26 protein-coding genes and 1 pseudogene are annotated in these 25,465 nt (G+C 61.3%); 14 read left to right on the top strand and 13 right to left on the bottom strand.

The annotated features are described in order from the left end of the window. Positions 1-162: 162 nt before the first annotated feature. Entirely contained in the window at positions 163-783 is a 621-nt protein-coding gene (gene gmk, locus P7C00_RS31500; protein ID WP_404937906.1) for a guanylate kinase, read from the bottom strand. Between the two features lie 10 nt (positions 784-793). After that, a complete protein-coding gene (locus P7C00_RS31495; protein WP_346633421.1) occupies positions 794-1,657 on the bottom strand; it encodes a YicC/YloC family endoribonuclease in 864 nt (287 codons plus the stop codon). A gap of 272 nt (positions 1,658-1,929) precedes the next feature. Here P7C00_RS31495 and rph point away from each other — a divergent pair, with 272 nt between their 5' ends. Together rph and P7C00_RS31485 are read left to right on the top strand one after the other, a co-directional pair. Next, positions 1,930-2,652 (top strand): ribonuclease PH, encoded by a 723-nt coding sequence (rph, locus tag P7C00_RS31490; RefSeq protein WP_011064229.1) that lies wholly within the window; start codon positions 1,930-1,932, stop codon positions 2,650-2,652. A gap of 30 nt (positions 2,653-2,682) precedes the next feature. Next, positions 2,683-3,051, top strand: coding sequence for a DUF4870 domain-containing protein (locus tag P7C00_RS31485; RefSeq protein WP_346633420.1), 369 nt, complete (start codon positions 2,683-2,685; stop codon positions 3,049-3,051). A 61-nt stretch (positions 3,052-3,112) separates the two neighbouring features. Here P7C00_RS31485 and P7C00_RS31480 read toward each other — a convergent pair whose 3' ends face one another. Then, positions 3,113-3,892: an exodeoxyribonuclease III gene (locus P7C00_RS31480; protein WP_123726834.1), complete on the bottom strand. Its 780-nt coding sequence runs from the start codon at positions 3,890-3,892 to the stop codon at positions 3,113-3,115. Between the two features lie 81 nt (positions 3,893-3,973). Here P7C00_RS31480 and pyrE point away from each other — a divergent pair, with 81 nt between their 5' ends. Beyond that, on the top strand, positions 3,974-4,618 hold the full coding sequence (gene pyrE / locus P7C00_RS31475) for an orotate phosphoribosyltransferase (protein ID WP_346633419.1): 645 nt from the start codon (positions 3,974-3,976) through the stop codon (positions 4,616-4,618). A gap of 167 nt (positions 4,619-4,785) precedes the next feature. Here the strand turns inward: pyrE and argB are convergent, their stop codons facing one another. The 4 genes and pseudogenes from argB to coaBC all read right to left on the bottom strand — a co-directional run bounded on the left by argB (position 4,786) and on the right by coaBC (position 9,048). Continuing rightward, positions 4,786-5,691, bottom strand: coding sequence for an acetylglutamate kinase (argB, locus tag P7C00_RS31470; protein WP_011064225.1), 906 nt, complete (start codon positions 5,689-5,691; stop codon positions 4,786-4,788). 24 nt (positions 5,692-5,715) lie between these two features. Continuing rightward, positions 5,716-7,116 (bottom strand): annotated as a pseudogene (locus P7C00_RS31465) (phosphomannomutase/phosphoglucomutase); the annotation flags it as partial. Positions 7,117-7,378: 262 nt separating this feature from the next. Then, a complete protein-coding gene (dut, locus tag P7C00_RS31460) occupies positions 7,379-7,834 on the bottom strand; it encodes a dUTP diphosphatase (RefSeq protein ID WP_102862261.1) in 456 nt (151 codons plus the stop codon). A 5-nt stretch (positions 7,835-7,839) separates the two neighbouring features. Further along, positions 7,840-9,048 carry a bifunctional phosphopantothenoylcysteine decarboxylase/phosphopantothenate--cysteine ligase CoaBC gene (gene coaBC, locus P7C00_RS31455; protein WP_346633418.1) on the bottom strand — a complete coding sequence of 403 codons (1,209 nt, stop codon included), beginning with the start codon at positions 9,046-9,048 and terminating at the stop codon, positions 7,840-7,842. A gap of 132 nt (positions 9,049-9,180) precedes the next feature. Here coaBC and radC point away from each other — a divergent pair, with 132 nt between their 5' ends. Continuing rightward, positions 9,181-9,855, top strand: coding sequence for a DNA repair protein RadC (gene radC, locus P7C00_RS31450; RefSeq protein WP_102881287.1), 675 nt, complete (start codon positions 9,181-9,183; stop codon positions 9,853-9,855). 48 nt (positions 9,856-9,903) lie between these two features. Here the strand turns inward: radC and P7C00_RS31445 are convergent, their stop codons facing one another. Continuing rightward, positions 9,904-11,487, bottom strand: coding sequence for an ABC transporter substrate-binding protein (locus P7C00_RS31445; RefSeq protein WP_346633417.1), 1,584 nt, complete (start codon positions 11,485-11,487; stop codon positions 9,904-9,906). 475 nt (positions 11,488-11,962) lie between these two features. Between P7C00_RS31445 and rpmB the strand changes: the two genes are divergently transcribed. Together rpmB and rpmG are read left to right on the top strand one after the other, a co-directional pair. Beyond that, positions 11,963-12,199, top strand: coding sequence for a 50S ribosomal protein L28 (gene rpmB / locus P7C00_RS31440; RefSeq protein ID WP_011064219.1), 237 nt, complete (start codon positions 11,963-11,965; stop codon positions 12,197-12,199). A gap of 11 nt (positions 12,200-12,210) precedes the next feature. Beyond that, positions 12,211-12,366 (top strand): 50S ribosomal protein L33, encoded by a 156-nt coding sequence (gene rpmG, locus P7C00_RS31435; RefSeq protein ID WP_003177274.1) that lies wholly within the window; start codon positions 12,211-12,213, stop codon positions 12,364-12,366. 58 nt (positions 12,367-12,424) lie between these two features. Here rpmG and P7C00_RS31430 read toward each other — a convergent pair whose 3' ends face one another. After that, positions 12,425-12,787 carry a cupin domain-containing protein gene (locus P7C00_RS31430; RefSeq protein ID WP_346633416.1) on the bottom strand — a complete coding sequence of 121 codons (363 nt, stop codon included), beginning with the start codon at positions 12,785-12,787 and terminating at the stop codon, positions 12,425-12,427. Between the two features lie 238 nt (positions 12,788-13,025). Between P7C00_RS31430 and P7C00_RS31425 the strand changes: the two genes are divergently transcribed. After that, complete coding sequence (locus P7C00_RS31425) at positions 13,026-14,519, top strand: aldehyde dehydrogenase (RefSeq protein WP_346633415.1); 1,494 nt, start codon at positions 13,026-13,028, stop codon at positions 14,517-14,519. A gap of 173 nt (positions 14,520-14,692) precedes the next feature. Then, the gene (locus tag P7C00_RS31420; protein ID WP_346633414.1) at positions 14,693-15,841 is read left to right on the top strand and encodes an MFS transporter; all 1,149 of its coding nucleotides are present in this window, start codon (positions 14,693-14,695) and stop codon (positions 15,839-15,841) included. 4 nt (positions 15,842-15,845) lie between these two features. On the opposite strand, the gene P7C00_RS31415 is transcribed toward P7C00_RS31420, so the two are convergent. Next, positions 15,846-17,414, bottom strand: coding sequence for a phospholipase D family protein (locus tag P7C00_RS31415; protein WP_404940118.1), 1,569 nt, complete (start codon positions 17,412-17,414; stop codon positions 15,846-15,848). Positions 17,415-17,486: 72 nt separating this feature from the next. After that, a complete protein-coding gene (locus P7C00_RS31410; protein ID WP_404937905.1) occupies positions 17,487-18,911 on the bottom strand; it encodes a PLP-dependent aminotransferase family protein in 1,425 nt (474 codons plus the stop codon). A 180-nt stretch (positions 18,912-19,091) separates the two neighbouring features. Here P7C00_RS31410 and P7C00_RS31405 point away from each other — a divergent pair, with 180 nt between their 5' ends. Next, positions 19,092-19,337, top strand: coding sequence for a DUF1127 domain-containing protein (locus P7C00_RS31405; protein WP_404937904.1), 246 nt, complete (start codon positions 19,092-19,094; stop codon positions 19,335-19,337). Positions 19,338-19,368: 31 nt separating this feature from the next. On the opposite strand, the gene P7C00_RS31400 is transcribed toward P7C00_RS31405, so the two are convergent. Continuing rightward, positions 19,369-20,682, bottom strand: coding sequence for an NAD(P)/FAD-dependent oxidoreductase (locus P7C00_RS31400; protein ID WP_404937903.1), 1,314 nt, complete (start codon positions 20,680-20,682; stop codon positions 19,369-19,371). A gap of 147 nt (positions 20,683-20,829) precedes the next feature. Here P7C00_RS31400 and P7C00_RS31395 point away from each other — a divergent pair, with 147 nt between their 5' ends. Then, the gene (locus P7C00_RS31395; protein ID WP_102862531.1) at positions 20,830-21,183 is read left to right on the top strand and encodes a YkgJ family cysteine cluster protein; all 354 of its coding nucleotides are present in this window, start codon (positions 20,830-20,832) and stop codon (positions 21,181-21,183) included. Positions 21,184-21,245: 62 nt separating this feature from the next. Here P7C00_RS31395 and P7C00_RS31390 read toward each other — a convergent pair whose 3' ends face one another. Next, on the bottom strand, positions 21,246-21,734 hold the full coding sequence (locus P7C00_RS31390; protein ID WP_011064210.1) for an Lrp/AsnC ligand binding domain-containing protein: 489 nt from the start codon (positions 21,732-21,734) through the stop codon (positions 21,246-21,248). 157 nt (positions 21,735-21,891) lie between these two features. On the opposite strand from P7C00_RS31390, the gene dadA reads away from it, so the two are divergent. The 4 genes from dadA (at position 21,892) to P7C00_RS31370 (ending at position 25,364) form a co-directional block, all read left to right on the top strand. After that, positions 21,892-23,193: a D-amino acid dehydrogenase gene (dadA, locus tag P7C00_RS31385; RefSeq protein ID WP_123726853.1), complete on the top strand. Its 1,302-nt coding sequence runs from the start codon at positions 21,892-21,894 to the stop codon at positions 23,191-23,193. Beyond that, positions 23,165-23,518 (top strand): RidA family protein, encoded by a 354-nt coding sequence (locus P7C00_RS31380; RefSeq protein WP_346633408.1) that lies wholly within the window; start codon positions 23,165-23,167, stop codon positions 23,516-23,518. The genes dadA and P7C00_RS31380 overlap by 29 nt, the downstream gene beginning before the upstream one ends. Positions 23,519-23,609: 91 nt before the next feature. Then, positions 23,610-24,683 (top strand): alanine racemase, encoded by a 1,074-nt coding sequence (alr, locus tag P7C00_RS31375; protein ID WP_404937902.1) that lies wholly within the window; start codon positions 23,610-23,612, stop codon positions 24,681-24,683. Positions 24,684-24,815: 132 nt separating this feature from the next. Next, entirely contained in the window at positions 24,816-25,364 is a 549-nt protein-coding gene (locus P7C00_RS31370) for a cupin domain-containing protein (protein WP_123726820.1), read from the top strand. The last annotated feature ends 101 nt before the right edge of the window (positions 25,365-25,465 follow it).

The following is a 25,465-nucleotide window of genomic DNA, read 5'->3' as shown; positions in this document are numbered from 1 at the left end:
TCCTCGTAGCAAATGCAATATGCGCGCTGCCCGGATGGGCGAGCGGACTCAACAGTTTAAAAAATCACCAGCGTTTAGGGAAGCGCTGATTTTTTGACCAAGCTCTTCAACGCGCTGCAAGTGCCAATGTAAAGCGCTTGCAGCGGTTTTGGGAAGTGCTGTTTAACCAAGCAATTCGGCGAGCAATTTGCCAAAGCGCTGCTGCTGACGTTTCTGTTGCAGCTGATTGGAGCGGAAAATCGCTTTCAGATCATCCAGCGCGTGGGCGAAATCGTCGTTGATGATCAGGTAGTCATAGTCGACGTAGTGGCTCATTTCGCTGACGGCTTCACGCATCCGCCCTTCGATGATTTCGTCGCTGTCCTGCCCGCGGTTGGTCAGGCGCTGGTGCAGGGCCTGCAGTGACGGCGGCAGAATGAAGATCGAGCGTGCCTGAGGCATCAGCTTGCGCACCTGCTCGGCACCCTGCCAGTCGATTTCCAGAATCAGGTCATGGCCTTTATCCAGGGTCTGCTGCAGGTGGCTTTGGGAGGTGCCATAAAGGTTGCCAAAGACTTCGGCACGCTCGAGAAAATCGCCGTGCTCGATCATCTTCACGAACTCGCTGCGTTCGACGAAGTGATAGTTCACGCCATTCACTTCACCTGGGCGCATGGCGCGGGTGGTGTGGGAGACCGAGACGCGGATCTCCTGATTGGCGTCGGTCAGGGCCTTGACCAGGCTGCTTTTGCCCGCGCCCGACGGGGCGGAAATGATGTACAGGGTGCCGGTGCTGTGGGTCATGTCAGTTGCCTTACTCAATGTTCTGCACTTGTTCGCGCATCTGCTCGATCAACACCTTGAGGTTGACCGCAGCCTGGGTGCTGCGCGGGTCGAAGGCCTTGGAGCCCAGTGTGTTGGCTTCGCGATTGAGCTCCTGCATCAGGAAGTCCAGGCGCCGACCGGCAGCGCCGCCGGACTTGAGTACGCGGCGTACTTCGATGATGTGGGTGCTCAGGCGGTCCAGTTCTTCGGCGACGTCGCTCTTTTGCGCCAGCAAGACCATCTCTTGCTCGAGGCGGGCGGGGTCCAGCTCGGCTTGCATGTCGGCGAAGCGGTCGAGGACTTTCTGGCGCTGGGTCGCTAGCATCTGCGGAACCAGTTCACGCAAGGTCGCCACGTCTTCTTCAATGGAGGACAGGCGTTCGTTGATCAGTCGGGCCAATTCGGCGCCTTCGCGCTCGCGGCCATTCTTCAGGTCTTTCAGGCCCTGGTTGAACAGGGCCAAGGCGTCGCTGTTCAAGGCTTGCGGGTCAGTGGCGTCGGCCACCAGCACGCCGGGCCAGGCCAGGACTTCCAGGGGATTCAGGGCTGCCGGCTGCTTGATCAGGCTGGCGACGGATTCGGCAGCGGCGACCAGTTGTGCCGCACGCTCACGGTCGACCTGCAGTGGCTTGCCGGTGGTTTCTTCAGTGAAGCGCAGGGTGCATTCGACCTTGCCCCGGGACAGGCCCTGGCGCAAGGCTTCGCGGACTGCGCTTTCGAGGTCGCGAAAGGCTTCCGGCAAACGCAGGTGCGGCTCCAGGTAGCGGCTGTTGACCGAGCGCAATTCCCAGCTCAGGGTGCCCTGAGTGCCGGCCCGTTCGACTCGGGCGAAGGCGGTCATGCTGTGCACCATGGAGGTACCTCCGATTCAGCGCCGGCGCCAACCCCAAGAGGATTGAGCGGGCCTGATAGTGATGAATTGAAGCCGACAGGCTGCGAAGGCGCAGGATTGTAGCGCAGTGCGGCCGGAGGCCCCAATCCCTGGCGCTGACAATGGGCTGCAGGTCGTCGCTACAGGACCGATCTGACGCGTAAATGTGCCTTTGGCCGTTTTAGGCGTGCCCTGGTGCGGTTGCGGGCTTTATAATGCTCGGCAGTTTTCCGTCCTCGTACAGGTGTTCCCCTATGAAACGTCCAAGTGGTCGCGCTGCCGATCAGCTCCGCTCGATCCGCATCACCCGCAACTACACCAAACACGCCGAGGGATCTGTACTGGTCGAGTTCGGTGATACCAAGGTGATTTGCACTGTCAGTGTCGAGAATGGCGTACCGCGCTTCCTTAAGGGCCAGGGTCAGGGTTGGCTGACCGCCGAATACGGCATGCTGCCGCGCGCCACCGGCGAGCGTAACCAGCGTGAAGCCAGCCGTGGCAAGCAAGGCGGCCGGACTCTGGAAATCCAGCGTCTGATCGGTCGTTCCCTGCGTGCCGCACTGGACATGTCCAAGTTGGGCGACGTGACCCTGTATGTCGATTGCGATGTGATCCAGGCGGATGGTGGCACTCGTACCGCTTCGATCACAGGTGCCATGGTGGCCCTGGTAGACGCTTTGAAAGTGATCAAGAAGCGTGGCGGCCTCAAGGGTGGCGATCCACTCAAGCAGATGATTGCTGCCGTGTCCGTGGGCATGTATCAGGGCGAACCGGTTCTGGACCTGGACTATCTGGAAGATTCGGCAGCCGAGACCGACCTCAACGTAGTGATGACCAGCACTGGAGGCTTCATCGAGGTGCAGGGCACCGCCGAGGGTGCGCCATTCCAGCCTGCTGAACTGAATGCAATGCTGGCCTTGGCTCAGCAAGGTATGAACGAAATCTTCCAACTGCAGCAGGCGGCACTCGCCGATTGATGGGCGCCGGTCTTCAGCAAGGAGAGCACCATGAGTGATGAGCAGCTACCCCAGCCCACCCCGAGCCATGAAGTTCGGCAATGGGCAATGTTTTGTCACTTGTCCGCCTTGCTGGGGATCTGGGTTCCATTCGGCACACTGATCGGGCCGCTGATTCTTTGGCAGATGAAGCGCGAGACCGATCCCTTCATTGATGCACAAGGTAAGGAAGCGCTGAACTTTCAGCTGACGGTCGCTATCGCTTCGGCAGTGTGTTTCCTGCTGATGATCGTGATAATCGGGTTCTTTATGTTCGGCCTGTTGGCGATTGGTGGTCTGGTGCTGACCATCATCGGTGGGGTCAAGGCTGGAGAGGGAGTTCCATATCGCTACCCTTTCACGTTGCGCCTGATCAAATAGAGCAAGCGCGCACAAAAAAGCCGACAGTGATGTCGGCTTTTTTGTGGCTGTGAACGGACGCTTAGATGGTCAGTGTCCAGTCATAGTCCACGATCAGCGGTGCATGCTGCGAAAAACGCGGCTGGCGCGGCAGGCGTGCGCTGCGGACAAAGCGGCGCAGGCCGGGAGTCAGCAACTGATAGTCGAAACGCCAGCCCAGGTTGAGCATCTCGGCCTGTTCATTGTCCGGCCACCAGCTGTACTGGTCGCCTTCGCGACTGACTTCGCGCAGTGCGTCGACATAACCCATGTTGCCGATAATCTCGTCCATCCAGGCGCGTTCAGGTGCCAGGAAGCCCGGAGATTGCTGGCCGTCACGCCAGTTCTTGATATCCAGCTTCTGTTGCGCCACGTACAGCGAGCCACAATAAATGTACTCGCGACGTTTGCGCCGCTGCTTGTCCAGATAACGGGCGAAATCGTCCATTAACTTGAACTTCTGGTTCAAGTCTTCATCGCCGTTCTGCCCTGATGGAAGCAGCAAGGTCGCGATGCTGACCTTGTCGAAATCGGCTTGCAGGTAGCGCCCGTAACGATCGGCTGTCTCGAAGCCGAGGCCGCTGATGACCGCCTTCGGCTGCAACCGCGAATACAAAGCCACACCGCCTTGGGCAGGGACTTCAGCATCGCAGGCATAAAGGAAGTAGCCATCCAGTTGGAAGGCTGGGTCGTCCAGTTCAAAGGCAGAGGCGCGGGTGTCCTGCAGGCAGATGACGTCGGCATTCTGTGCCTGCAGCCAACTGAGCAAACCACGCTCCACTGCAGCCTGAATACCATTGACGTTCACACTGATGATCCGCATAAATGGCCCCAAAAATCACGTGCGTGTATGATACCCGAGCTCTACCTAATTAGCTAAATCCGTGGTATCTGGGGTTTTTTCATGCAGGCGTATCAGCGCGATTTCATTCGTTTTGCCATCGATCGCGGGGTTTTGCGCTTCGGTGAGTTCACCCTGAAGTCCGGGCGCACCAGCCCTTACTTCTTCAATGCCGGCCTGTTCAACAGCGGTTCGGCCCTGGCCCAGCTGGGGCGTTTCTATGCGGCGGCGATCGTCGAGAGCGGCATTCCCTTCGATGTGCTGTTTGGCCCGGCTTATAAAGGCATTCCCTTGGCAGCAGCCACTGCAGTGGCTCTGGCTGAACATCATCAGCGCGATCTGCCTTGGTGCTTCAACCGCAAGGAAGCCAAGGCGCACGGTGAAGGCGGGAGCCTGGTAGGCGCGCCATTGACCGGCGATGTGCTGATCATCGATGACGTGATCACTGCCGGCACTGCGATTCGTGAAGTGATGCAGATCATCGAGTCCCAGGACGGTGCCAAGGCTGCCGGTGTGTTGATCGCCCTGAACCGCGAGGAGCGTGGCAACGGTGAGTTGTCGGCGATCCAGGAAGTCGAGCGTGACTTCGGCATTCCAGTGGTGAGTATCGTTTCCCTGACCCAGGTCCTGCAGTTTCTGGCGGATGATCCGGCGCTCAAGCAGCACTTGCCGGCGGTAGAGGCCTACCGCGCGCAGTACGGAATCTGACACTGTAGGAGCCGGCTTGCCGGTGAAGAGACCTTGAGTCTTGAGTTGCCCGTGTGAGCGCCTTCGCTGGCAAGCCAGCTCCTACACAAGCCAGCTCCTACAAAGATTGCGTCGATAAAAAAGCCCCCGCCCGGGATGCCGGGCGGGGGCTTTTTTGTGGCTGTCGCTTAAGGGCGCTTGCGGTTGCTGATCAGGGTGCCAACACCGGTATCGGTGAAGATCTCCAGCAAAATCGCATTGGGTACGCGACCGTCGATGATCAGGGAACTGCCGACGCCGCCTTGTACTGCTTCCAGGGCACAGCGGATTTTCGGCAGCATGCCGCCGTAGATAGTGCCATCGGCGATCAGCTCGTCTACCTGCTGGGTGCTCAGGCCGGTCAGGACCTTGCCGGACTTGTCCATCAGACCGGCGATGTTGGTCAGCAGCATCAGCTTTTCGGCTTTCAGTGCTTCAGCCACCTTTCCGGCGACCAGGTCGGCGTTGATGTTGTAGGACTCGCCGTTGGCGCCAACGCCGATCGGCGCGATCACCGGGATGAAGTCACCCTTGACCAGCAGGTTCAGCAGGTCGGTGTTGATCCCGACCACTTCGCCCACATGGCCGATATCGATGATTTCAGGCGTGGTCATTTCCGGTGTCTGGCGGGTCACTGTAAGTTTCTTCGCCCGGATCAGCTCGGCATCTTTACCGGTCAGGCCGATAGCGCTGCCGCCGTGACGGTTGATCAGGTTGACGATGTCCTTGTTGACCTGGCCGCCGAGGACCATCTCCACCACGTCCATGGTCTGTGCGTCAGTCACGCGCATGCCATCGACGAAGTGGCTTTCGATCGACAAGCGCTTGAGCAGGTCACCGATTTGCGGGCCGCCGCCGTGCACCACCACCGGGTTGATCCCGACAGCCTTCATCAGCACGATGTCGCGGGCGAAGCCGGTTTTCAGCTCCTCGCTCTCCATAGCGTTGCCGCCGTACTTGATCACCAGGGTCTTGCCGACATAGCGGCGAATGTAGGGCAGCGCTTCGGATAGGACCTTGGCGGTATTGGCGGCGGCATCGCGTTCGATGGTCATTCAGGGCTCCGGTGCTTCAAACAGTCAAAACGGTAGTTGGAGATCAGGTGCAACACGTTTCAGCTGGACGTGGAACACGTCCTTGATCCGCTGCAGCTCGGCTTCGTCATCAGCCTCGAAGCGCAGCACCAGCACAGGGGTGGTGTTGGAGGCGCGAACCAGGCCCCAGCCCTTGGCATAGTCGACTCGCACCCCGTCAATGGTGGTCAGGTCGGCGCCTGCGCCCCACTGCGCGTCGTGCAGGGCATCAATGATGCTGAATTTGCTCTCTTCGGTCACATGGATATTGATTTCCGGCGTAGAAATATCGTTCGGGAAGGTCGCGAACAACTCTTCTGCAGTGGATTTTTCCTTGCTGAGAATCTCCAGCAACCGTGCGGCGCTATAAATGCCGTCGTCGAAACCGAACCAGCGCTCCTTGAAGAACACGTGGCCGCTCATCTCGCCGGCCAGCAGGGCACCGGTCTGTTTCATTTTCTTTTTGATCAACGAGTGACCGGTTTTCCACATTAGTGGGCGACCGCCATATTCCTTGATCAGTGGAATCAGGCGCCGGGTGCATTTGACGTCGAAGATGATCTCCGCGTCCGGGTTGCGCGCCACCACATCCTTGGCGAACAGCATCAGCAGGCGATCGGGGTAAACGATACTGCCGGTGTTGGTCACCACGCCGACGCGATCGCCGTCACCGTCGAAGGCCAGGCCCAGGTCGGCGCCGGTTTCCTTGACCTTGGCGATCAGGTCTTCAAGGTTCTCGGGTTTGCCCGGGTCCGGGTGATGATTGGGGAAGTTGCCGTCCACCTCGCAGAACAGCGGAATGACTTCGCAGTTCAAGGCCTCGATCAGTTGCGGGGCAATGACCCCGGCGGCGCCGTTGCCGCAATCCACCACGACTTTCAGGCGGCGGGCCAGCTTCACGTCCCGGGTGATCTCGTCGGCGTAGCGCGGCAGGATGTCGACCTTGGTGATGCTGCCCTTGGCGCTGCTCAGGTTGTTGGTCTTGAGGCGCTGGTGCAGGGCCTGGATCTGTTCGTTGGCCAGGGTGTCGCCGGCAATGACGATCTTGAAACCGTTGTAGTTCGACGGGTTGTGGCTGCCGGTGAGCATCACGCCGGACTTGCCGGCCAGGACGTTGGCGGCGTAGTACAGGGCAGGGGTCGGTACCAGGCCGACATCGCTGACGTGGCAGCCGCTGTCGTGCAGGCCCTGGATCAGTTGCGCTACCAGCTCTGGCCCGGACAGGCGACCGTCGCGCCCCACGCAAACATCGGGTTCGCCTTGTTCAAGGCTCTGGGAGCCAATGGCGCGACCGATCCAGTAGGCGGTTTCGGCGGTCAGGGTTTGCGGTACAACGCCGCGGATGTCATAGGCGCGGAAGATGCTCTCGGGAAATGTCGGGGCGACTTTGGCTGCGTTGCTCATCACTGAGGGTGCTCCATTTGAAGAGGGGGCAGTACGGCCGGGGAAATGACAGGCCGGCGGGCTCAAACTGAAGGGTATGACGGCGTTTTCAGCATAGAGTTCGTACTGTGAAAGTGCCATCCGGAGGGCACTTGCCGGTCTGCTGATGCTCAAGAGCCCGATTTGACAGGCCCATGGGGCCATGCAGAAACCGGCGGTCATTTATCCTTGAATCCCCTGCAGCCACCCTCGGGCCGGGCCAGGTGCCCGGTCCGAGGGCGCGCAATCAGTGACTACCGGAGTGGCCGAAACCGCCTGCGCCACGCTGACTTTCATCAAAAGCCTCAACCACTTCGAAGTGCGCCTGCACCACCGGCACCAGCACCAGTTGGGCGATACGCTCGCCAACAGCGATATTGAAGGCGGTCTGGCCGCGGTTCCAGCAGGAAACCATCAGTTCGCCCTGGTAGTCCGAGTCGATCAGGCCTACCAGGTTACCCAGCACGATGCCGTGTTTATGGCCCAGGCCGGAGCGCGGCAGGATCAGCGCCGCGAGGCCCGGATCGCCAATGTAGACCGACAGCCCGGTAGGGATCAGCAGCGTCTGGCCTGGCTCCAGGATGGTGTCTTCCTTGAGCATAGCCCGCAGGTCGAGGCCGGCGGAGCCCGGCGTGGCGTACTGCGGCAGAGGGAATTCGTTGCCGATGCGTGGGTCGAGGATCTTGGCTTGTAAAGCGTGCATTGAAGTTAAACCTGGTTCAGCCGTTCGGCGATAAAAGAGATCAGTTGGCGGGCAATCTTGCCCTTGCTGGTCTGGGCGAAGAGAGTTGCGTGCAACTCCCGGTCAATCACGCTGCAGGCGTTTTCCTCGCTGTTGAAGCCAATGCTCGGGTTGGCTACGTCGTTGGCGACGATCAGGTCGAGGTTCTTGTCCTTCAATTTGCGTGCAGCGTAGTCGAGCAGATTTTCGGTTTCGGCGGCGAAACCGACACTGAATGGCCGGTCCGGCCGCGTAGCGATGGTGGCCAGGATATCTGGGTTGCGCACCATCTGTAGTAGCAGGCCGTCACCTTTCGTAGGGTCTTTCTTTAATTTCTGTGGGGCGACGACTTCCGGGCGGTAGTCCGCGACCGCCGCGGAGGCGATGAAAACGTCGCACGGGATGGCCGCCTCGCAGGCCGCGAGCATGTCGCGAGCGCTGACTACGTCGATCCGAGTGACTCTGTCGGGGGTCGGCAGGTACACCGGTCCGGTGATCAGAGTGACCCGGGCGCCGGCTTCGACGGCAGCCTCGGCCAGGGCGAAGCCCATTTTTCCTGAGCTATGGTTGGTGATGTAGCGCACCGGATCGATGTTTTCCTGCGTGGGCCCGGCCGTGATCAGCAGGTGTTTACCGGTCAGTGCCAGGTGCTGGAAGCAGTCGGCGGCGCACAGCGCCAGATCGTTGGCTTCCAGCATGCGGCCCAGACCGACGTCGCCACAGGCCTGGCTGCCGGAGGCCGGGCCGAAGACCCGCAGGCCACGGCTTTGCAGCAATTGGGTGTTGGCCTGGGTGGCAGGGTCGCGCCACATGGCCTGATTCATGGCCGGGGCGATGGCGACGGTGGCGTCTGTGGCCAGGACCAGAGTGGTCAGCAGGTCATCGGCGATGCCCTGGGCCAGGCGGGCGATCAGGTCGGCCGTGGCGGGGGCGATCAGGACCAGGTCGGCCCATTTGGCCAGCTCGATGTGGCCCATGGCAGCTTCTGCGGCCGGATCCAGCAGGTCGAGATGGACCGGGTGCCCGGAGAGAGCCTGCATGGTCAGCGGGGTGATGAATTCACTGCCGCCCCGAGTCATGACCACACGCACTTCGGCGCCCTGGTCGAGGAGTCGGCGAACCAGCTCCGCGCTCTTATAGGCGGCAATGCCGCCGCCGACGCCGAGCACGATGCGTTTCCGATACAGCCGCTGCATAGGCCTGTTTTTCCGTTCAGTGATTGCTGCGTGGCATGCCCCCTCCCCAGGTGAAATACCACGCAAAAAAGAGGGGGCTAAGATAGCACAGCGCCCGCTGCCGAACAGCGGCGCCATGCACAGGGAGGTGTGATGAGTATTCGTGATTGGCCTGCGGCGGAGCGCCCGCGGGAACGGCTTCTGGAGCAGGGCGCCATCAGTCTTTCTGACGCCGAATTACTGGCTATTTTCCTGCGCACCGGGGTAGCCGGAAAAAGTGCGGTCGACCTGGCGCGGCACCTGTTGCATCGCTTCGGCAGCTTGCGCAGTCTGCTGGAAGCCGATCAGCTGACCTTCACCCGTCAGTTGGGGTTGGGGCCGGCCAAGTACGCCCTGTTGCAAGCGGTGTTGGAGATGGCGCGTCGGCATCTGGCAGAAAAACTCCACCGGCAGTCGGCCCTGGAAAGTCCGCTGGTGGTGCGTGATTACCTGAAGTCGATGCTGCGACACGAGCCCCACGAGGTGTTTGGCTGTCTGTTTCTCGACACCAAGCATCGGGTCCTGGCCTTTGAGGTGCTGTTTCAAGGTTCGATCGACAGCACCACGGTGTACCCGCGGCAAGTGCTCAAGCGCACCCTGGCGCATAACGCCGCAGCGGTGATTCTCTGTCACAACCATCCATCGGGTATCTCTGAGCCCAGCCCGGCCGATCGAGTGGTGACCCGGCGTTTGCAGGAAGCACTGGAGTTGATCGATGTAAGGGTGCTGGATCACTTCATCGTGGGAGAGGGCGATCCGTTGTCCATGGCCGAGTATGGCTGGATCTGAAGGCGGCCAGCTTCAAGGTCGGCACTGACCTTGAAGCTGGCCTGTGTGTCATTTGACGCTGACCTTTGAGTAGTCCTGGCGGCCGAAGGGGCTCACTTGATAACCCTCGACCTGTTTGCGGGTCAGGGCGAAAGCGGTCGGGTGAGCCAGGGGGAGCCACAGCGCCTGTTGCTGGATCTGGGTCTGGGCCTGTTGGTAGAGCTTGCTGCGCACGCCCTGTTCGCTGGTGGTCTTGCCGGCGGTAATCAGCTTGTCCAGGTTCTGGTCGCAGTAGCGGGCGAAGTTGGTGCCGGATTTGACCGCTGCACAGGTGAACTGTGGTGTGAGGAAGTTATCCGGGTCGCCGTTGTCGCCGGCCCAGCCCATGAACAGCAGGTCATGTTCGCCGGCCTTGGCCCGGCGGATCAGCTCGCCCCATTCGATCACGCGGATTTCCGCCTGGATTCCCACTTGGGCCAGGTCCGCCTGCAGCAGTTGGGCGCCCAGGCTCGGGTTGGGGTTGAGCAGGCTGCCGGAGGGGCGGGTCCAGATCGTGGTCTCGAAGCCGTTTTTCAAGCCTGCCTTGGCCAGCAACTGACGAGCTTTTTCCGGGTCATGGGCGTAACCCGGCAGCTCCTTGGCGTAGCTCCAGGTATTGGCCGGGTAGGGGCCGTTGGCGGCCTCGGCGGTGCCTTCGAACACCGTCTTGAGGTAGTGGGCCTTGTCGAAGGCCAGGTTGATCGCCTGGCGTACTTCGGGTTTGTCCAGAGGCGGATGCTGGCTGTTGATCGCGACAAAGGCCGTCATGAAGGCAGCAGTTTTCTCGATCTTCAGGGTTGGATCGTCACTGGCGGCCTGGACATCCAGGGGCTTGGGCGACAGGGCGATCTGGCACTCATTGCGCCGCAGTTTCTGCAGGCGCACGTTGGCGTCTGGGGTGATGGCGAATATCAGCGAGTCTACCGCCGGTTTGCCGGCAAAGTAGTCGCGGTTGGCCTTGTAGCGGATCGAGGCGTCTTTCTGGAAGCGCCCGAAAATGAACGGGCCGCTGCCGATTGGCTGGCTGTTGAGCTTCTCCGGGGTACCGGCCTTGAGCAACTGGTCGGCGTACTCCGCGGAGTAGATCGAGGCGAAGCCCATGCTCAGCGTGGGAAGGAAGGTCGAGTCGGCGTGATCCAGGGTAAAGCGCACGGTCAGCGGGTCCAGGGCGTCGATCTTCTTGATCAGGCTGGGCAACTGCAGGGATTGGGCGTGTGGGAAACCGCTCTGGGCGACCTTGTGCCACGGTTGGGCTGGGTCGAGCATGCGCTCGAAGCTGAATTTGACGTCTTCGGCGGTCAGCTCACGGCTGGGGTTGAAGTAGTCGGTACGGTGAAACTTGACCTTGGGATGCAGCTTGAAGACATAGCTCAGGCCATCCGCGGAGACTTCCCAGCTATCGGCCAGGCTGGGGACCACCTTGCCGCTGACAGCGTCGAATTCCACCAGGCGGTTCATCAGTACGTCGGCGGACGCGTTGGTGGTGGTCAGCGAGTTGTACTGCACCACGTCGAAGCCTTCCGGGCTGGCTTCGGTGCAGACGCTCAACGCGGCGGCCTGGGCCAACGGGCTCAGAAGAGGGGCGAGCAGGAGCGGGAGGGCGGCGAGACGCATGGTCGGGTTCCTTGTGCAGATCGAAAGCCCATCTGCGAGTGCAGTCTGGAAATGCCTTACCCTAGTGGCCTCTTTGTAAAATGACTATCCCTTTTGTATCCGCCGCTGAAACCTGGGGCGCGGTCAGGGCCCGAGCCGTGATTTTGCACAGATAGGCCCGCGTTCAGCGGCAGATTTGTTCCCGGGGTTTCGAGAGAAATATATTCTGCGACGAGCGGTAGATTTCTGCGGTAGCCTTTGCCGCAGGCGTCCGGCGCAAGAAAATCAGGACTTTTCATCATCCTGCACACAGCGGCTGTTGTTGCTATGGGGTCTTTCTGGTATAAAGCAGCGCTCTTTTCTAGGGGCCCGGTTCCTTCGCTTGTAGGTGTAGCCGGTAAGACCCTAAAGAAACGCGGCGCCTGGCGCCAAATGACTGAGAGATTAAGCGGCCAACCCATGCCGGGTTGGGCATGTGGTTTTAGAGGGCTGAGGCATGTCTAGAGTCTGTCAAGTTACCGGTAAGGGTCCGGTGACTGGGAATAACATTTCCCACGCAAACAACAAAACCCGTCGTCGTTTCCTGCCGAACCTGCAGCATCACCGCTTCTGGGTTGAGTCCGAGAAACGTTTTGTGCGTCTGCGCGTATCTGCCAAAGGCATGCGTATCATCGACAAGCGCGGCATTGATGTCGTGCTGGCCGAAATCCGTCGCGATGGCGGCAAGGTTTAAGGGAGCTAATCATGCGTGAATTGATTCGTTTGATCTCGAGCGCCGGTACTGGTCACTTCTACACTACCGACAAGAACAAGCGTACTACTCCGGACAAAATCGAGATCAAGAAATATGATCCGGTTGTTCGTAAGCACGTGATCTACAAGGAAGGCAAAATCAAGTAATTGATTTTTCTTCTGACAAAAAAACCCGCCTTCAAGCGGGTTTTTTTGTGCCTGGGATTCAGGCTTTCTGTTCGAAGGCCACGTAGACCTTGCGGCAGGGCTCCAGCACTTCCCAGGTGCCCTTGAAGCCGGCCGGGATCACAAAGCGGTCGCCAGAGCGCAAGGTCTTGGCGTTGCCGTCGTTGTCTCGCAGCACCGACACGCCCTGGAGAATCTCGCAGTATTCGTGTTCGGTGAAGTTCACCGTCCATTGGCCCACTGCGCCTTCCCAGATCCCGGCATTGAGCTGCCCGCAGGGGCTGCCGTAGTGGTTGAACACCGCTTGCTCGGGATCGCCCTTGAGGATTTTTTCCGGAGCAGGGCGGTAGCGTTCACCCTCGGTGTTGGCCTGGCTGAAGTCGACGACGTTGTGGATGCTCATTCTTGTATTCCCCCGTGATTGCGGCGCGAGTGGCTATGAAGGCCAAAGTCTATGTTTATTAAAATGCACATAGCAATGGCGTTTGCCCGGACTTTGTCAAATATATTGAAAGTACAGGGGTCGCTGGTTTAGGGTGGCGGGTGCCTTTGGCCGAAAACAGGCTGGCCGGGCAGAATTCTTCATGAGTGCCGGCGTAGTTCGCATGGCGCTTGTATTCAAATAAGAGGAGGACACTCGTATGACCACCCTGACTCGTGCCGATTGGGAACAACGTGCCCGCGACCTGAAAATCGAAGGCCGCGCCTACATCAACGGTGAATACACCGCATCTGTTTCCAATGACACCTTCGAGTGCATCAGCCCGGTAGACGGCCGTGTGCTGGCAACCATTGCCAGCTGTGACGCCGCCGATGCCCAGCGCGCCGTGGACAATGCCCGCGCCACCTTCAACTCTGGCGTCTGGTCGCGCCTGGCGCCGGCCAAGCGCAAGTCCGTCATGATTCGTTTTGCCGGCCTGCTCAAGCAACACGCCCAAGAGCTTGCGCTCCTGGAAACCCTGGACATGGGCAAGCCCATCACCGACTCCCTGGAAATCGACGTTCCCGGCGCGGCGCAGGCCCTGAGCTGGAGCGGCGAGGCCATCGACAAGATCTATGACGAAGTCGCTGCCACCCCCCACGACCAACTGGGTCTGGTGACCCGTGAGCCCGTGGGCGTAGTCGCGGCCATCGTGCCGTGGAACTTCCCGCTGATGATGGCCTGCTGGAAACTGGGGCCGGCGCTGTCCACCGGTAACTCGGTGATCCTCAAGCCTTCGGAAAAATCCCCGCTGACCGCGATCCGCATCGCGGCCCTGGCGGTGGAAGCCGGGATTCCGGCTGGCGTGTTCAACGTACTGCCAGGTTACGGCCACACCGTGGGCAAGGCCCTGGCCCTGCACATGGACGTGGACACCCTGGTGTTCACCGGCTCCACCAAGATCGCCAAGCAACTGCTGGTGTACTCCGGTGAATCCAACATGAAGCGCGTCTGGCTGGAAGCCGGTGGCAAAAGCCCGAACATTGTGTTCGCCGATGCCCCGGACCTGCAGGCCGCCGCCGAATCCGCTGCCAGCGCCATCGCCTTCAACCAGGGCGAAGTCTGCACCGCCGGTTCCCGCCTGCTGGTGGAGCGTTCCATCAAGGACAAATTCCTGCCGCTGGTGATCGAGGCCCTGAAAGCCTGGAAACCGGGCAACCCACTGGATCCGGCTACCAACGTCGGCGCCCTGGTGGACACCCAGCAGATGAACACCGTGTTGTCCTACATCGAGGCCGGTCATGCCGATGGCGCCAAACTGGTGGCCGGTGGCAAGCGCACCCTGCAGGAAACGGGCGGTACCTACGTCGAGCCGACGATTTTCGACGGCGTCAGCAACGCGATGAAGATTGCTCAGGAAGAGATCTTCGGCCCCGTGCTGTCGGTGATTGCTTTCGACAGCGTGGAAGAGGCCATCCAGATTGCCAACGACACCCCGTACGGGTTGGCGGCAGCGGTCTGGACTGCGAACATCTCCAAGGCTCACCTGACGGCCAAGGCACTGCGTGCCGGTAGCGTGTGGGTCAACCAGTACGACGGTGGCGACATGACCGCGCCGTTCGGCGGCTTCAAGCAGTCGGGCAATGGTCGGGACAAGTCGCTGCACGCGTTCGACAAGTACACCGAGCTGAAAGCGACCTGGATCAAGCTCTGAGTCTTCGGGGTTGAGGCGATGGCGTCCGCCAGGGTGCTTTCGCCGGCAAGCGCCACGCCGTACAGGCGCTCCTGCCCGAAGCTGTTGATCCACAGCGCAGCCGGACTTCCCGCGAGGGGAGTCCGGCTGTGTTGTCTGTGGCTTGCAGAATAATGATCCACAGGAGTGTGGAAATGCCTTGGGCGACCTATTTCGCCGTTTTATCCGCTGTCTTGAGTGTCGGCCTGGCCCTGGGCATGACCATGCCGCTGGTGTCCTTTCGCCTGGAAAGCTGGGGCTACGGACCCTTTGCGATAGGTGTGGTAGCGGCGATGCCGGCCATTGGCGTGCTGCTGGGCGCGAAGATTTCCAGCCGCCTGGCGGCCCGCTTCGGTACCGCCAACCTGATGCGCCTGTGCCTGTGGGCGGGTGCGCTCTCTATTGGGCTGCTGGCGCTGTTGCCCAGCTATCCGGTGTGGCTGGCCTTGCGCCTGATCCTGGGTGTGGTGCTGACCATCATCTTCATCCTGGGGGAAAGCTGGATCAACCAGCTGGTGGTGGAGCAGTGGCGGGGGCGGCTGGTGGCGTTGTATGGCAGCGGCTATGCCTTGAGCCAGCTGGCGGGTCCCTTGCTGCTGGGCGTCCTGGGTACCACGCAGGACTACGGTTTCTGGGTCTCGGTGGGGTTGTTGGTGGCGGCGCCCTTGCTGCTCTTGGGGCGTAGCGGAGCGCCGAGCACCGAGTCCTGCAATGTCACCCTGATCGACCTCTGGCGCTTCTGTCAGACGCTGCCGGCGATTGGTTGGGCGGTGGCCTTGTTCGCTACTTTCGAGGCTCTGATCCTGACCCTGCTTCCGGTTTATTGCTTGAGCCAGGGCTTCACCGAGGACGTGGCCCTGGCCATGGTCAGCACCGTGGTGGTGGGCGATGCATTGTTGCAGCTGCCGATCGGCGCCTTGGCCGATCGCGTCTCCCGGCGCGGCCTGTTCACCGGTTGCGCGGTAATCCTGCTGTGTTCCAGCCTGGCCATTCCCCTGCTGCTGGACAGCGTATTGATCTGGCCTTTGTGGGTGCTGTTCGGGGCCAGCGCTGGCGGGTTGTTCACTTTGTCGCTGATCCTGATCGGCGAGCGTTATCGCGACGATGCGCTGGTGCGAGCCAATGCCCATGTGGCGCAGTTGTGGGGTATCGGTTGTCTGATCGGTCCCTTGGTGGCAGGGGCGGGCAGTCAGTGGGTCACCGGCCACGCGATGTTGCTGCTGGTAGCGGCGGGGGCCTTTGGCCTGTTGCTTCTGCTGCTGCGTCAGGGCGCTTTTGGAAGCGTCCAGGCACAACCTCTGTAGCGCTTCAAAGCATGCGCTCCAGACCGATGCGGGTGCTCAGCCAGGCATTGATGCGTCGCCACCAACTGCCGGGCTCGTGGCTCAGGCTGTGCAACTGCCCTTGGTCCTCGGTGATCCAGACCAGCTTGCCGCCCTCCAGTTTGACCTGGTAGCTGAGGGGCGGCGCCATCCCTTGCAGGGCCAGGGCGCGTACATGCTCGGCCAGTTCGGGGCTGTCCACCAGCACCCCAACCTCGGTGTTCCACAGCACTGAGCGTGAATCGAAATTGAACGAGCCGATAAAGCTCTTCTGTCGGTCGAAGACCATCGCCTTGCTGTGCAGGCTGGAATCCGATCCCTTCAGGGAACCGCTGTGGAACAGCCGCGGACCGCTGCCGCCGCCCCGCTCTCCGGGTTGTCTGCGCAACTCGTAGAGCTTCACGCCGTGTTCCAGCAAGGCCTTGCGATAGGGCGCGTAGCCGCCATGCACCACCGGCACGTCGGTGGCTTCCAGGGAGTTGGTCAAGAGGCTGACCGCGACCCCGGCGTCAGCCCGGCCGGTCAGGTACACCAGCCCCGGCTGGCCCGGGACGAAGTAGGCCGAGACCATGATCAGTTCCTTGCTGACGCCCTTGAGTTCCGGTGCCAACTGGGTGGTCAGCAGCAAGTGCGGGTCGGGATCGCCCTTGGCCAGGACCTTGGTCGGCGCATCCCACAGGGCTTGGTTCCAGGCCCAGATCAGTTCCTTGCGCCAGATATCCATGCGCGGCTGGGTTTGATAGGTCATCAGTTGGCGATACAGGACCTGGTTCTGCCGGCGGCTGTCCTGTAGCGACTCTTCCAGGCGCTGGCGGGTGTTGTTCAGGGCCTTGGCTGAAGGTGCGTAAGACAGGAACTCGCCTATGGGCCGGCTCAGGGCGCTGTTCCAGTATTGGTCGAAGCTATGGCCCAACTGCTCGGCCACGGGGCCGGCGCTGAACATGTCGATGTCGGTGAAGTTGAGATTGGGTTCGGCATCGAAGTATTCGTCGCCGAGGTTGCGCCCGCCGACGATGGCCACGCTGTTGTCCGCCAACCACAGCTTGTTGTGCATCCGTCGATGCTGCTGCGACAGGTTGAACAGCCGGCCCACGGCTCGGGTAACACCGGTGCTGCGGCCCAGGTGCAGCGGGTTGAACAGGCGGATCTGGATCTGCTGGTGAGCGGCCAGGGTGGCGATGATCTGGTCCAGCCCGTCACTGGTAGTGTCGTCCAGCAGGATGCGTACCCGCACGCCTCGATCGGCAGCCTTGAGCAGCTCGTGTACCAGCATCCGGGTGCTGATGCCGTCATGGACGATGTAGTACTGCAGGTCGAGGCTGCTCTGGGCGTTGCGGATCAGCTCGGCGCGGGCCATGAAGGCTTCAGTGCTGTTGGGCAGCAAGCGAAAGCCGGAGCGTCCCTGGTAAGGGGCGGCCTGGGCCCTGATGGACTGGGCGAAGCTGGAATCCTTGGCGGCCAACGCTTGGCTGGGCTGGTAAGGCACTTCCTGGGTGGCGCAGCCGCCCAGCCCGAGGGTCAGGATCAGCGCTAGGATAAACCCCTGTTTACGGATCAAGTCAGGTCATCTCGCATCACGGCGCGGGTTGGCATGGGACGGCTGGCTTCCTGCAACGTGACCCGGGGTTCAGTCCTGGGTTTCGCTGAGCAGCTTGATGGCTGCGGAGCCGACTTTGCGTACCGCGTCCTCGATCTGCGCGGTTGGCTTGGCAGCGTAGTTCATCCGCAGGCAATTGCGGTACTTGCCCGAGGCGGAAAAGATACTGCCCACGGCGATCTGCACGCCTTGGTCGAGCAATGCCCGGTTGAGTTTCAGAGCGTCGAAGCCTTCGGGCAGTTCGATCCACAGCATGAAACTGCCCTGGGGACGACTGGCGCGGGTGCCTGTGGGGAAATAGCGGCTGACCCAGTCGAGCATCAGGTCGCGGTTGCGCTGGTATTGAGTGCGCATCTTGCGCAAATGGGGTTCGAAGTGGCCGCTTTTCAGGAACTCGGCGATGGCCACCTGGGGCTGCGTGGCGGTGGAACCGGTGCTGATGTACTTCATGTGCAGCACCCGCTCCAAGTAGCGGCCGGGCGCGACCCAGCCGATGCGCAGGCCGGGGGCCAAGGTCTTGGAGAAGGAGCTGCACAGCAGGACCCTGCCGTCGTCGTCGAAGGACTTGATGGTTCGCGGGCGTGGGTAGGTGTAGGCCAGTTCGCCATACACATCGTCCTCGATGATCGCCACGTCGAAGCGCTGGGCCAGGGTCAACAGGGCCCGCTTGCGCGACTCCGGCATGATGTAGCCCAAGGGATTGTTGCAGTTGGGGGTCAACTGTATGGCCTTGATCGGCCACTGCTCCAGAGCCAGTTCCAGGGCTTCCAGGCTGATCCCGGTAATCGGGTCGGTGGGGATTTCCAGGGCCTTCATGCCCAGCCCCTTGAGGGTCTGCATGGCGCCGTGAAAGCTCGGCGAGTCTACGGCAACAATGTCCCCAGGCTCGCAGATGGCGCGAATGCTGGAGGACAAGGCCTCGTGGCAGCCGGTGGTGATCACCAGGTCATTGGCCCCCAGCTGGCAGCCGGAATCCAGCATCAGCCGCGCCACTTGCTCGCGCAATTCCAGCACGCCGTAGATGTTGTCGTAGTGCAGGCCGGGCATGTCCTGGCGCCGGCTGAGCCGGGCCATGGCCCGCAGCAAGGGCTTCATGGTTGGTGTGGTGATGTCCGGCATGCCGCGGCCCAGCTGCACCACGTCCTTGCGCGGCACCGCGCGGATCAGCTCCAGCACCTGGTCCCACTGGGAGATTTCCACCGGCCGCTGGGCCGGGCGACCGACCGCCGGCAGGGCGGGCAACTCACGGCTGGGGGGGACGAAGTAGCCGGATTTTGGCTTGGGCATGGCCAGGCCGTTGTCTTCCAGCAGGCGATAGGCCTGCTGCACTGTGCTCAGGCTGACCCCGTGTTCTACGCTCAGGGCGCGCACCGAGGGTAGTCGATCACCGGGGCGATAGAAGCCCTGTTCGATGCGGGTGCCCAGGAGTTCGGCGAGGTTCACATAGAGGGTCATGGCGTTGGCTCGAAGTGGCAGTCACGGAGGACCAGTACAGATGGGGCAAAAATACAGGATTCAGCGATATTTTTGGCAAAACTGTATGGAAGTAATACCGCTGTATTGGGTCTGTATTGGTTTTGATGCGGCGCCCATCATGTTCGCTCATGGCAACTTGAGCAAACAGGAGCAATGGAAATGAACGGCTTGAGCGATGTGCGGCTGTCGTTACGCAGTCAGGAACTGGAGGCCGAGCAGGAGCGGGGAGCGGCGGCGACCCTGCCACGCACTGCGCCGTCCGGGCTGGGTCCCTGGGGCTTGTACTGGCATCGGCTGCGTACCCGCAAGGCGTTGCTGGAGTTGACCGCCGAGGAGTTGCGGGACGTGGGGCTGAGCCGCGAGGAGGCCCGGGCCGAAGGCCTCAAGCCTTTCTGGCGGCTGTAATCCCGCAGCGGCGGCAAGGAGCCGCGCAAGGTCAGGCCAGCTCTTTCAGGCGATGCCAGAGCATGCCCAGGGCCAGCAGTGGTGAGCGCAGGTGCTTGCCGCCGGGAAAGGTGATGTGCGGCACCTTGGCGAACAGGTCGAAACCGCCACCCTGTTGGCCGCTGATGGCTTCCCCCAGCAACTTGCCCGCCAGGTGCGTGGCGTTCAGCCCATGGCCTGAATAGGCCTGGGCGTAATACACATTGGGTTGGTCCTTGAGTCGGCCGATCTGTGGCAGGCGGTTGGCGCCGATGCCGATCATGCCGCCCCACTGGTAGTCAATCTTCACCTCGGCCAGTTGCGGGAACACTTCCAGCATCTTCGGCCGCATGTAGGCAGCGATGTCCTTGGGGTCGCGCCCGGAGTAGTGGCAGGCACCGCCGAACAACAGGCGCCGATCGGCCGAGAGTCGGTAGTAGTCCAGGGCTACGCGCTGGTCGCAGACGGCCATGTTCTGAGGCAGTAGCTCCTGCGCCTGGGCCTCACTCAAGGGTTCGGTGGCAATGATGTAGCTGCCGGCCGGCAGCACCTTGCCCCCCAGCTCCGGGTTGAGGTCGTTGAGGTAGGCGTTGCAGCCCAGGACCAGGGTCTTGGCCCGTACCGTGCCGCGATGGCTGTGGACCTTGACCTCGGGACCGTAGTCGATGCGAGTCACTGCCGAATGCTCGAACAGACGCACGCCCATCTGCTGCGCCGCCTGAGCTTCACCCAGGGCCAGGTTCAGCGGGTGCAGATGGCCCGAGCCCATGTCGATCAGCCCGCCAACGTAGCGTTTGGAGCCCACCACGCTGTGCATTTCAGCGGCCTGCAACAGGCGGGTTTCGTGGCGATAGCCCAGGCTGCGCAGTTCTTCGGCGTCCTCGGCAAAGCCTTCAAGGTCCGCCGGCTTGTTGGCCAGGTCGCAGTAACCCCAGGTCAGATCGCAGGGGATCCGCAGGCGTTCGATGCGCTGGCGGACGATTTCCACCGCCTCCAGCCCCATGAGTTTCATCTGCCGCACACCGTCGTTGCCGAGCACCTTGGTGAACTGATCCAGGCCGTGGCCGACCCCACGAATCAACTGTCCGCCGTTGCGGCCGCTGGCGCCCCAGCCGATCTTGCGGGCTTCCAGCAGGATCACACTGAACCCGCGCTCGGCCAGTTCCAGAGCGGTATTGAGCCCCGAGAACCCGCCGCCTACCACGCACACGTCCGCTGTCAGCTCGCCTGCCAGTGTCGGGTAGTCAGGTTGCGGCAGGCTGCTGGCGGCATAGTAAGAGGCGGCGTGCCGATCGCTGGAGGCGGATTGCTGAGCACTGGCGGGCATGGAAAGCGTCCTGATCAGGGGGTCTTGAAAAATTGCCGGAGCATAAGCCGGGGCTTTCGTTTGCGGCAACCGCAGGACGCCTGGTCCTGTCTGCGGCGGGGCATTTGAGGCAGAATTCACGGCTATTCATGTCCCGGTAGCCTTTTCATGAGCTGTAACCGTCAAATAGTCCGCAGCCTGCGTCAGCAGATTCCCTCCTTCGAGTGCGTTCCTGGCTGCCACGATTGCTGCGGGCCAGTGACTACTTCACCTGAGGAAATGTCCCGCCTGCCGCGCAAGACTGCTGCCGAACAGGACGCCGCCATGGATGAACTCAACTGTGTGCACCTGGGCCCCAATGGCTGCACAGTGTATGACGAGCGCCCGCTGATCTGTCGCCTGTTCGGCACCACGCCGAGCCTGCCGTGTCCCAACGGCCGGCGTCCGGTAGAGATGATCCACCCCCGGGTCGAGAAGCAGATCCACGACTACATGGCCAGTAATCGTCAGGTCCTGGTCTAGCCCGTCACTCCTTGTAGGAGCCGGCTTGCCGGCGAAAGCGTCCCGGACCGGCGCTCCCCATCTCAATCCGGAATGGGCAGGCTCAGGCTCTCCTTCACTTCCTCCATCACGATGTAGCTCTTGGATTCCCGTACATGGGGCAGCTTGAGCAGGATGTCCCCCAGCAGCTTGCGGTAGGACGCCATCTCTGAGATCCGCGCCTTGACCAGATAGTCGAAGTCGCCGGACACCAGATGGCATTCCAGCACGTGCGGCAGCTTCAGCACCGCGCGACGGAACTCCTCGAAGGTATCCCCTGACTTGTAGTCCAGGCTGATCTCGACGAACACCAGCAGGCTGCCCTTCAGGTGCTGCGGATTGAGCCGGGCGTTGTAGCCCATGATGATTCCTTCGCGTTCCAGGCGGCGCACTCGCTCGGTGCAAGGGGTGGTGGAGAGTCCGACTCGTTCCCCCAGCTCGGTGAAGGAAATACGCCCATCGGCCTGCAGTATCCGCAGGATATTGCGATCTATCTTGTCCAGGGCACGACGGGTCTGATGATTGGTGCGCATAGGGGATGCCCCTCCGTGAAAAGCGATATCGCCGAGAATTCTCGCCAAATATAGGCGGTTATATAGTGAAAATCACTGCTCAATGTTTCTTACACTGCGCCCATCTTTGCTCTGAATAACAAACGTCAGCGGTCAAGCCGCGATGAGGGATATGAAAATGCGCGTTCTGGTCTTGGGCAGTGGCGTTATCGGAACCACCAGTGCCTATTACCTGGCTCGAGCCGGGTTTGATGTGACCGTGGTGGACCGCCAGCCGGCTGCAGCCATGGAAACCAGTTTCGCCAACGCCGGTCAGGTATCCCCTGGCTATGCCTCGCCCTGGGCTGCTCCGGGCGTGCCGCTCAAGGCCATCAAATGGCTGCTGCAGCGCCACGCACCGCTGGCAATCAAGGCCACCGCCGATATCGATCAATACCTGTGGATGGCGCAGATGCTGCGCAACTGCACCGCCAGCCGTTATGCGGTGAACAAAGAGCGCATGGTGCGTCTGTCCGAATACAGCCGTGACTGCCTCGACGAACTGCGGGCGGAAACCGGTATCGCCTATGAAGGCCGCAGCCTGGGCACCACCCAGCTGTTCCGCACCCAGGCGCAACTGGACGGCGCGGCGAAAGACATCGCCGTGCTCAAGGAATCCGGCGTGCCGTTCGAGCTGCTGGATCGCGAGGGCATTGCCCGGGTCGAACCGGCTCTGGCCAACGTCACCGACATCCTTGCCGGTGCCCTGCGTCTGCCAAATGACCAGACCGGCGACTGCCAGATCTTCACCACTCGCCTGGCCGAAATGGCCATCAAGCTGGGTGTGGAGTTCCGTTTTGGCCAGGACATCCAGCGCCTCGACTTCGCCGGCGACCGGATCAATGGCGTATGGATCGACGGCAAGCTGGAAACCGCCGACCGCTACGTGCTGGCGCTGGGCAGCTATTCGCCGCAACTGCTCAAGCCGCTGGGCATCAAGGCCCCGGTCTACCCGCTCAAGGGCTACTCCCTGACCGTGCCGATCACCAACCCGGCGATGGCTCCGACTTCGACCATCCTCGACGAGACCTACAAGGTTGCGATCACCCGTTTCGATAACCGTATCCGGGTCGGCGGCATGGCTGAAATAGCCGGTTTTGACCTCTCGCTGAACCCGCGCCGGCGCGAAACGCTGGAGATGATCGTCAACGATCTCTATCCTCAGGGCGGTGATCTGTCCCAGGCCAGTTTCTGGACCGGGCTGCGTCCTACCACCCCGGATGGCACGCCAATCGTCGGTGCCACGCCGTTTCGCAATCTGTTCTTGAACACCGGTCATGGCACCCTCGGTTGGACCATGGCCTGTGGTTCCGGTCGTTTGCTTGCGGACCTGATGGCCAAGAAAAAGCCGCAGATCAGCGCCGAAGGCCTCGATATTTCCCGTTACGGCAACCCTCAGGAGTCAGCTAAACATGTCAATCCAGCGCCAGCTCACCAATGAGCGCATGAGTCAGATCGTCGTTCACAGCGGTACGGTGTATCTGTCCGGGCAAGTCGGTGACGACCTGCAGGCCGGAATTGAACAGCAGACTCGGGAGACCCTGGCCAACATCGAGCGTCTGCTGGACCTGGCCGGCACCGACAAAAGCAAGCTGCTGTCGGTGACCATCTACCTGAAGGACATCGATGCCCATTTCGAAGGCATGAACAGTGTCTGGGACCAGTGGTTGCCAAAAGGCGTGGCACCGGCCCGGGCTACTGTGGAAGCCAAGCTCTGTGAGCCGGAAATCCTCATCGAGCTGTCGGTAGTGGCCGCTCTGCCTTAAGCGACAAGATCCCTCTCCCGGTGCCGGTGGTGGTCCGCCGTCATCCAGCACCGGTTTTTTATTCCCCATGACCGCCTAGAAGTCTGCCGCCATGCGTCCTGCCCGTGCCCTGATCGATCTCCAAGCCCTGCGTCATAACTACCAACTGGCCCGTGAAGTTTCGGGTGTTCGCGCTCTCGCGGTGATCAAGGCCGATGCCTACGGTCATGGCGCGGTGCGATGCGCCCAGGCGCTGGAGAGCGAGGCCGATGGCTTTGCCGTGGCCTGTATCGAGGAAGCCCTGGAACTGCGCGCCGCCGGCATCCGTGCGCCGGTGCTGTTGTTGGAGGGGTTCTTCGAAGCCTCTGAGCTGGCGCTGATCGTCGAGCATGATTTCTGGTGTGTGGTGCATTCGCTGTGGCAGCTCGAGGCCATCGAGCAGACGCCGGTGGCCAAGCCGCTGACGGTCTGGCTCAAACTGGATTCGGGCATGCACCGGGTTGGCCTGCATCCCAAGGATTACCAGGCGGCCTATCAACGGCTGCAGGCCAGCGGCAAGGTCGAGAAGATCGTGCTGATGAGCCACTTCGCTCGCGCTGATGAGCTGGACTGCCCACGCAGCAGTGAGCAGGTCGCGGTATTCGAGGCGGCTCGCCAGGGGCTGGGGGCCGAGATCAGCCTGCGCAATTCGCCCGCAGTATTGGGCTGGCCCAGCGTGCCAAGTGACTGGGTTCGCCCGGGCATCATGCTCTACGGTTCCACGCCGTTCGAAGAAAACAACTCCGTGGCAGAGCGTCTGCAGCCGGTCATGACCCTGGAATCCAAGGTGATCTGTGTGCGTGAGCTGCCCGCCGGCGAGCCGGTTGGCTATGGCGCCAAGTTCATCACCGACAAGCCGATGCGCATCGGCGTGGTCGCCATGGGTTATGCCGATGGCTATCCACGCCACGCGCCAACCGGCACTCCAGTGTTGGTGGACGGTCAGCGCAGCCGCCTGCTGGGCCGGGTGTCCATGGACATGCTGTGTGTCGACCTGACGGATGTGCCTCAGGCCGGGCTGGGTTCCACCGTTGAGCTATGGGGCAAGAACATCCTCGCCAGCGAGGTCGCCCTGGCCGCCGATACCATCCCTTATCAGCTGTTCTGCAACCTGCGTCGGGTGCCGCTGGTGTACTGCGAAGACTGAGATTGCGCGGGTTGTACCGAAAGTCGCCTGCCCTCGGGGGAATCGGGGCCAAGTGTTGTAAATACTGAACGCTGTCGCCATGATAACGCTCAATTACAACAACGCCTGATTCCCGCCTAGGAGGCTGCCGCATTGGACGTCGGTGAACGACTACAATCCATCCGTAAACTGAAAGGTCTTTCCCAGCGTGAACTCGCCAAGCGCGCGGGCGTCACCAATAGCACCATTTCAATGATCGAAAAGAACAGTGTCAGCCCCTCGATCAGCTCACTGCGAAAGGTGCTGGGCGGCATTCCCATGTCCATGGTCGAGTTCTTTTCCGAGGAAGTTCTCCAGGAAACGCCTTCTCAGATCGTCTACAAGGCCCACGAACTGATCGATATCTCCGATGGTGCAGTCACCATGAAGCTGGTGGGCCGGGCCCATCCAAGTCGCGCCATTGCCTTTCTCAACGAGATCTATCCGCCGGGCGCCGACACTGGCGAAGAGATGCTCACCCATGACGGCGAAGAAACCGGGATTCTCCTCGAGGGTCGCCTGGAATTAGTGGTAGGGCTGGAAACATTTGTCCTCGAAGCCGGTGACAGCTACTACTTTGAGAGTACGAAGCCGCACCGTTTTCGTAATCCGTTCGATGCTCCGGCGCGACTAATCAGCGCAGCCACTCCGGCGAATTTCTAGACCAAGAGGCATCCTGCAAGGCTTGCAGAGAGGGCCCCAGCGACATTTCGCCGCGATTAAGACCCCTTCGACTTTGGGGTTGTTTCAGTGTGGCGGGCTAA

Origin of the sequence: Pseudomonas sp. JDS08PS003 (assembly GCF_045013505.1) — a bacterium.
Classification (GTDB): Bacteria; Pseudomonadota; Gammaproteobacteria; order Pseudomonadales; family Pseudomonadaceae; genus Aquipseudomonas; species Aquipseudomonas protegens_B.
Note: the sequence above shows the minus strand (reverse complement) of the source record. Positions and strands in the feature narration are given on the sequence as shown.

Coding starts and splice junctions, on each gene's coding strand:
- P7C00_RS31425 (WP_346633415.1), top strand. CDS start 13,026: ATGACCACCCTGACTCGTGCCGATTGGGAACAACGTGCCCGCGACCTG.
- P7C00_RS31395 (WP_102862531.1), top strand. CDS start 20,830: ATGAGCTGTAACCGTCAAATAGTCCGCAGCCTGCGTCAGCAGATTCCC.
- P7C00_RS31405 (WP_404937904.1), top strand. CDS start 19,092: ATGAACGGCTTGAGCGATGTGCGGCTGTCGTTACGCAGTCAGGAACTG.
- rpmG (WP_003177274.1), top strand. CDS start 12,211: ATGCGTGAATTGATTCGTTTGATCTCGAGCGCCGGTACTGGTCACTTC.
- P7C00_RS31445 (WP_346633417.1), bottom strand. CDS start 11,487: ATGCGTCTCGCCGCCCTCCCGCTCCTGCTCGCCCCTCTTCTGAGCCCG.
- dut (WP_102862261.1), bottom strand. CDS start 7,834: ATGCACGCTTTACAAGCCAAGATCCTCGACCCACGCATCGGCAACGAA.
- coaBC (WP_346633418.1), bottom strand. CDS start 9,048: ATGCAGCGGCTGTATCGGAAACGCATCGTGCTCGGCGTCGGCGGCGGC.
- gmk (WP_404937906.1), bottom strand. CDS start 783: ATGACCCACAGCACCGGCACCCTGTACATCATTTCCGCCCCGTCGGGC.
- radC (WP_102881287.1), top strand. CDS start 9,181: ATGAGTATTCGTGATTGGCCTGCGGCGGAGCGCCCGCGGGAACGGCTT.
- P7C00_RS31485 (WP_346633420.1), top strand. CDS start 2,683: ATGAGTGATGAGCAGCTACCCCAGCCCACCCCGAGCCATGAAGTTCGG.
- P7C00_RS31495 (WP_346633421.1), bottom strand. CDS start 1,657: ATGGTGCACAGCATGACCGCCTTCGCCCGAGTCGAACGGGCCGGCACT.
- argB (WP_011064225.1), bottom strand. CDS start 5,691: ATGACCATCGAACGCGATGCCGCCGCCAATACCGCCAAGGTCCTATCC.
- alr (WP_404937902.1), top strand. CDS start 23,610: ATGCGTCCTGCCCGTGCCCTGATCGATCTCCAAGCCCTGCGTCATAAC.
- rph (WP_011064229.1), top strand. CDS start 1,930: ATGAAACGTCCAAGTGGTCGCGCTGCCGATCAGCTCCGCTCGATCCGC.
- P7C00_RS31390 (WP_011064210.1), bottom strand. CDS start 21,734: ATGCGCACCAATCATCAGACCCGTCGTGCCCTGGACAAGATAGATCGC.
- P7C00_RS31380 (WP_346633408.1), top strand. CDS start 23,165: ATGTCAATCCAGCGCCAGCTCACCAATGAGCGCATGAGTCAGATCGTC.
- P7C00_RS31430 (WP_346633416.1), bottom strand. CDS start 12,787: ATGAGCATCCACAACGTCGTCGACTTCAGCCAGGCCAACACCGAGGGT.
- P7C00_RS31480 (WP_123726834.1), bottom strand. CDS start 3,892: ATGCGGATCATCAGTGTGAACGTCAATGGTATTCAGGCTGCAGTGGAG.
- rpmB (WP_011064219.1), top strand. CDS start 11,963: ATGTCTAGAGTCTGTCAAGTTACCGGTAAGGGTCCGGTGACTGGGAAT.
- P7C00_RS31420 (WP_346633414.1), top strand. CDS start 14,693: ATGCCTTGGGCGACCTATTTCGCCGTTTTATCCGCTGTCTTGAGTGTC.
- P7C00_RS31400 (WP_404937903.1), bottom strand. CDS start 20,682: ATGCCCGCCAGTGCTCAGCAATCCGCCTCCAGCGATCGGCACGCCGCC.
- pyrE (WP_346633419.1), top strand. CDS start 3,974: ATGCAGGCGTATCAGCGCGATTTCATTCGTTTTGCCATCGATCGCGGG.
- P7C00_RS31410 (WP_404937905.1), bottom strand. CDS start 18,911: ATGACCCTCTATGTGAACCTCGCCGAACTCCTGGGCACCCGCATCGAA.
- dadA (WP_123726853.1), top strand. CDS start 21,892: ATGCGCGTTCTGGTCTTGGGCAGTGGCGTTATCGGAACCACCAGTGCC.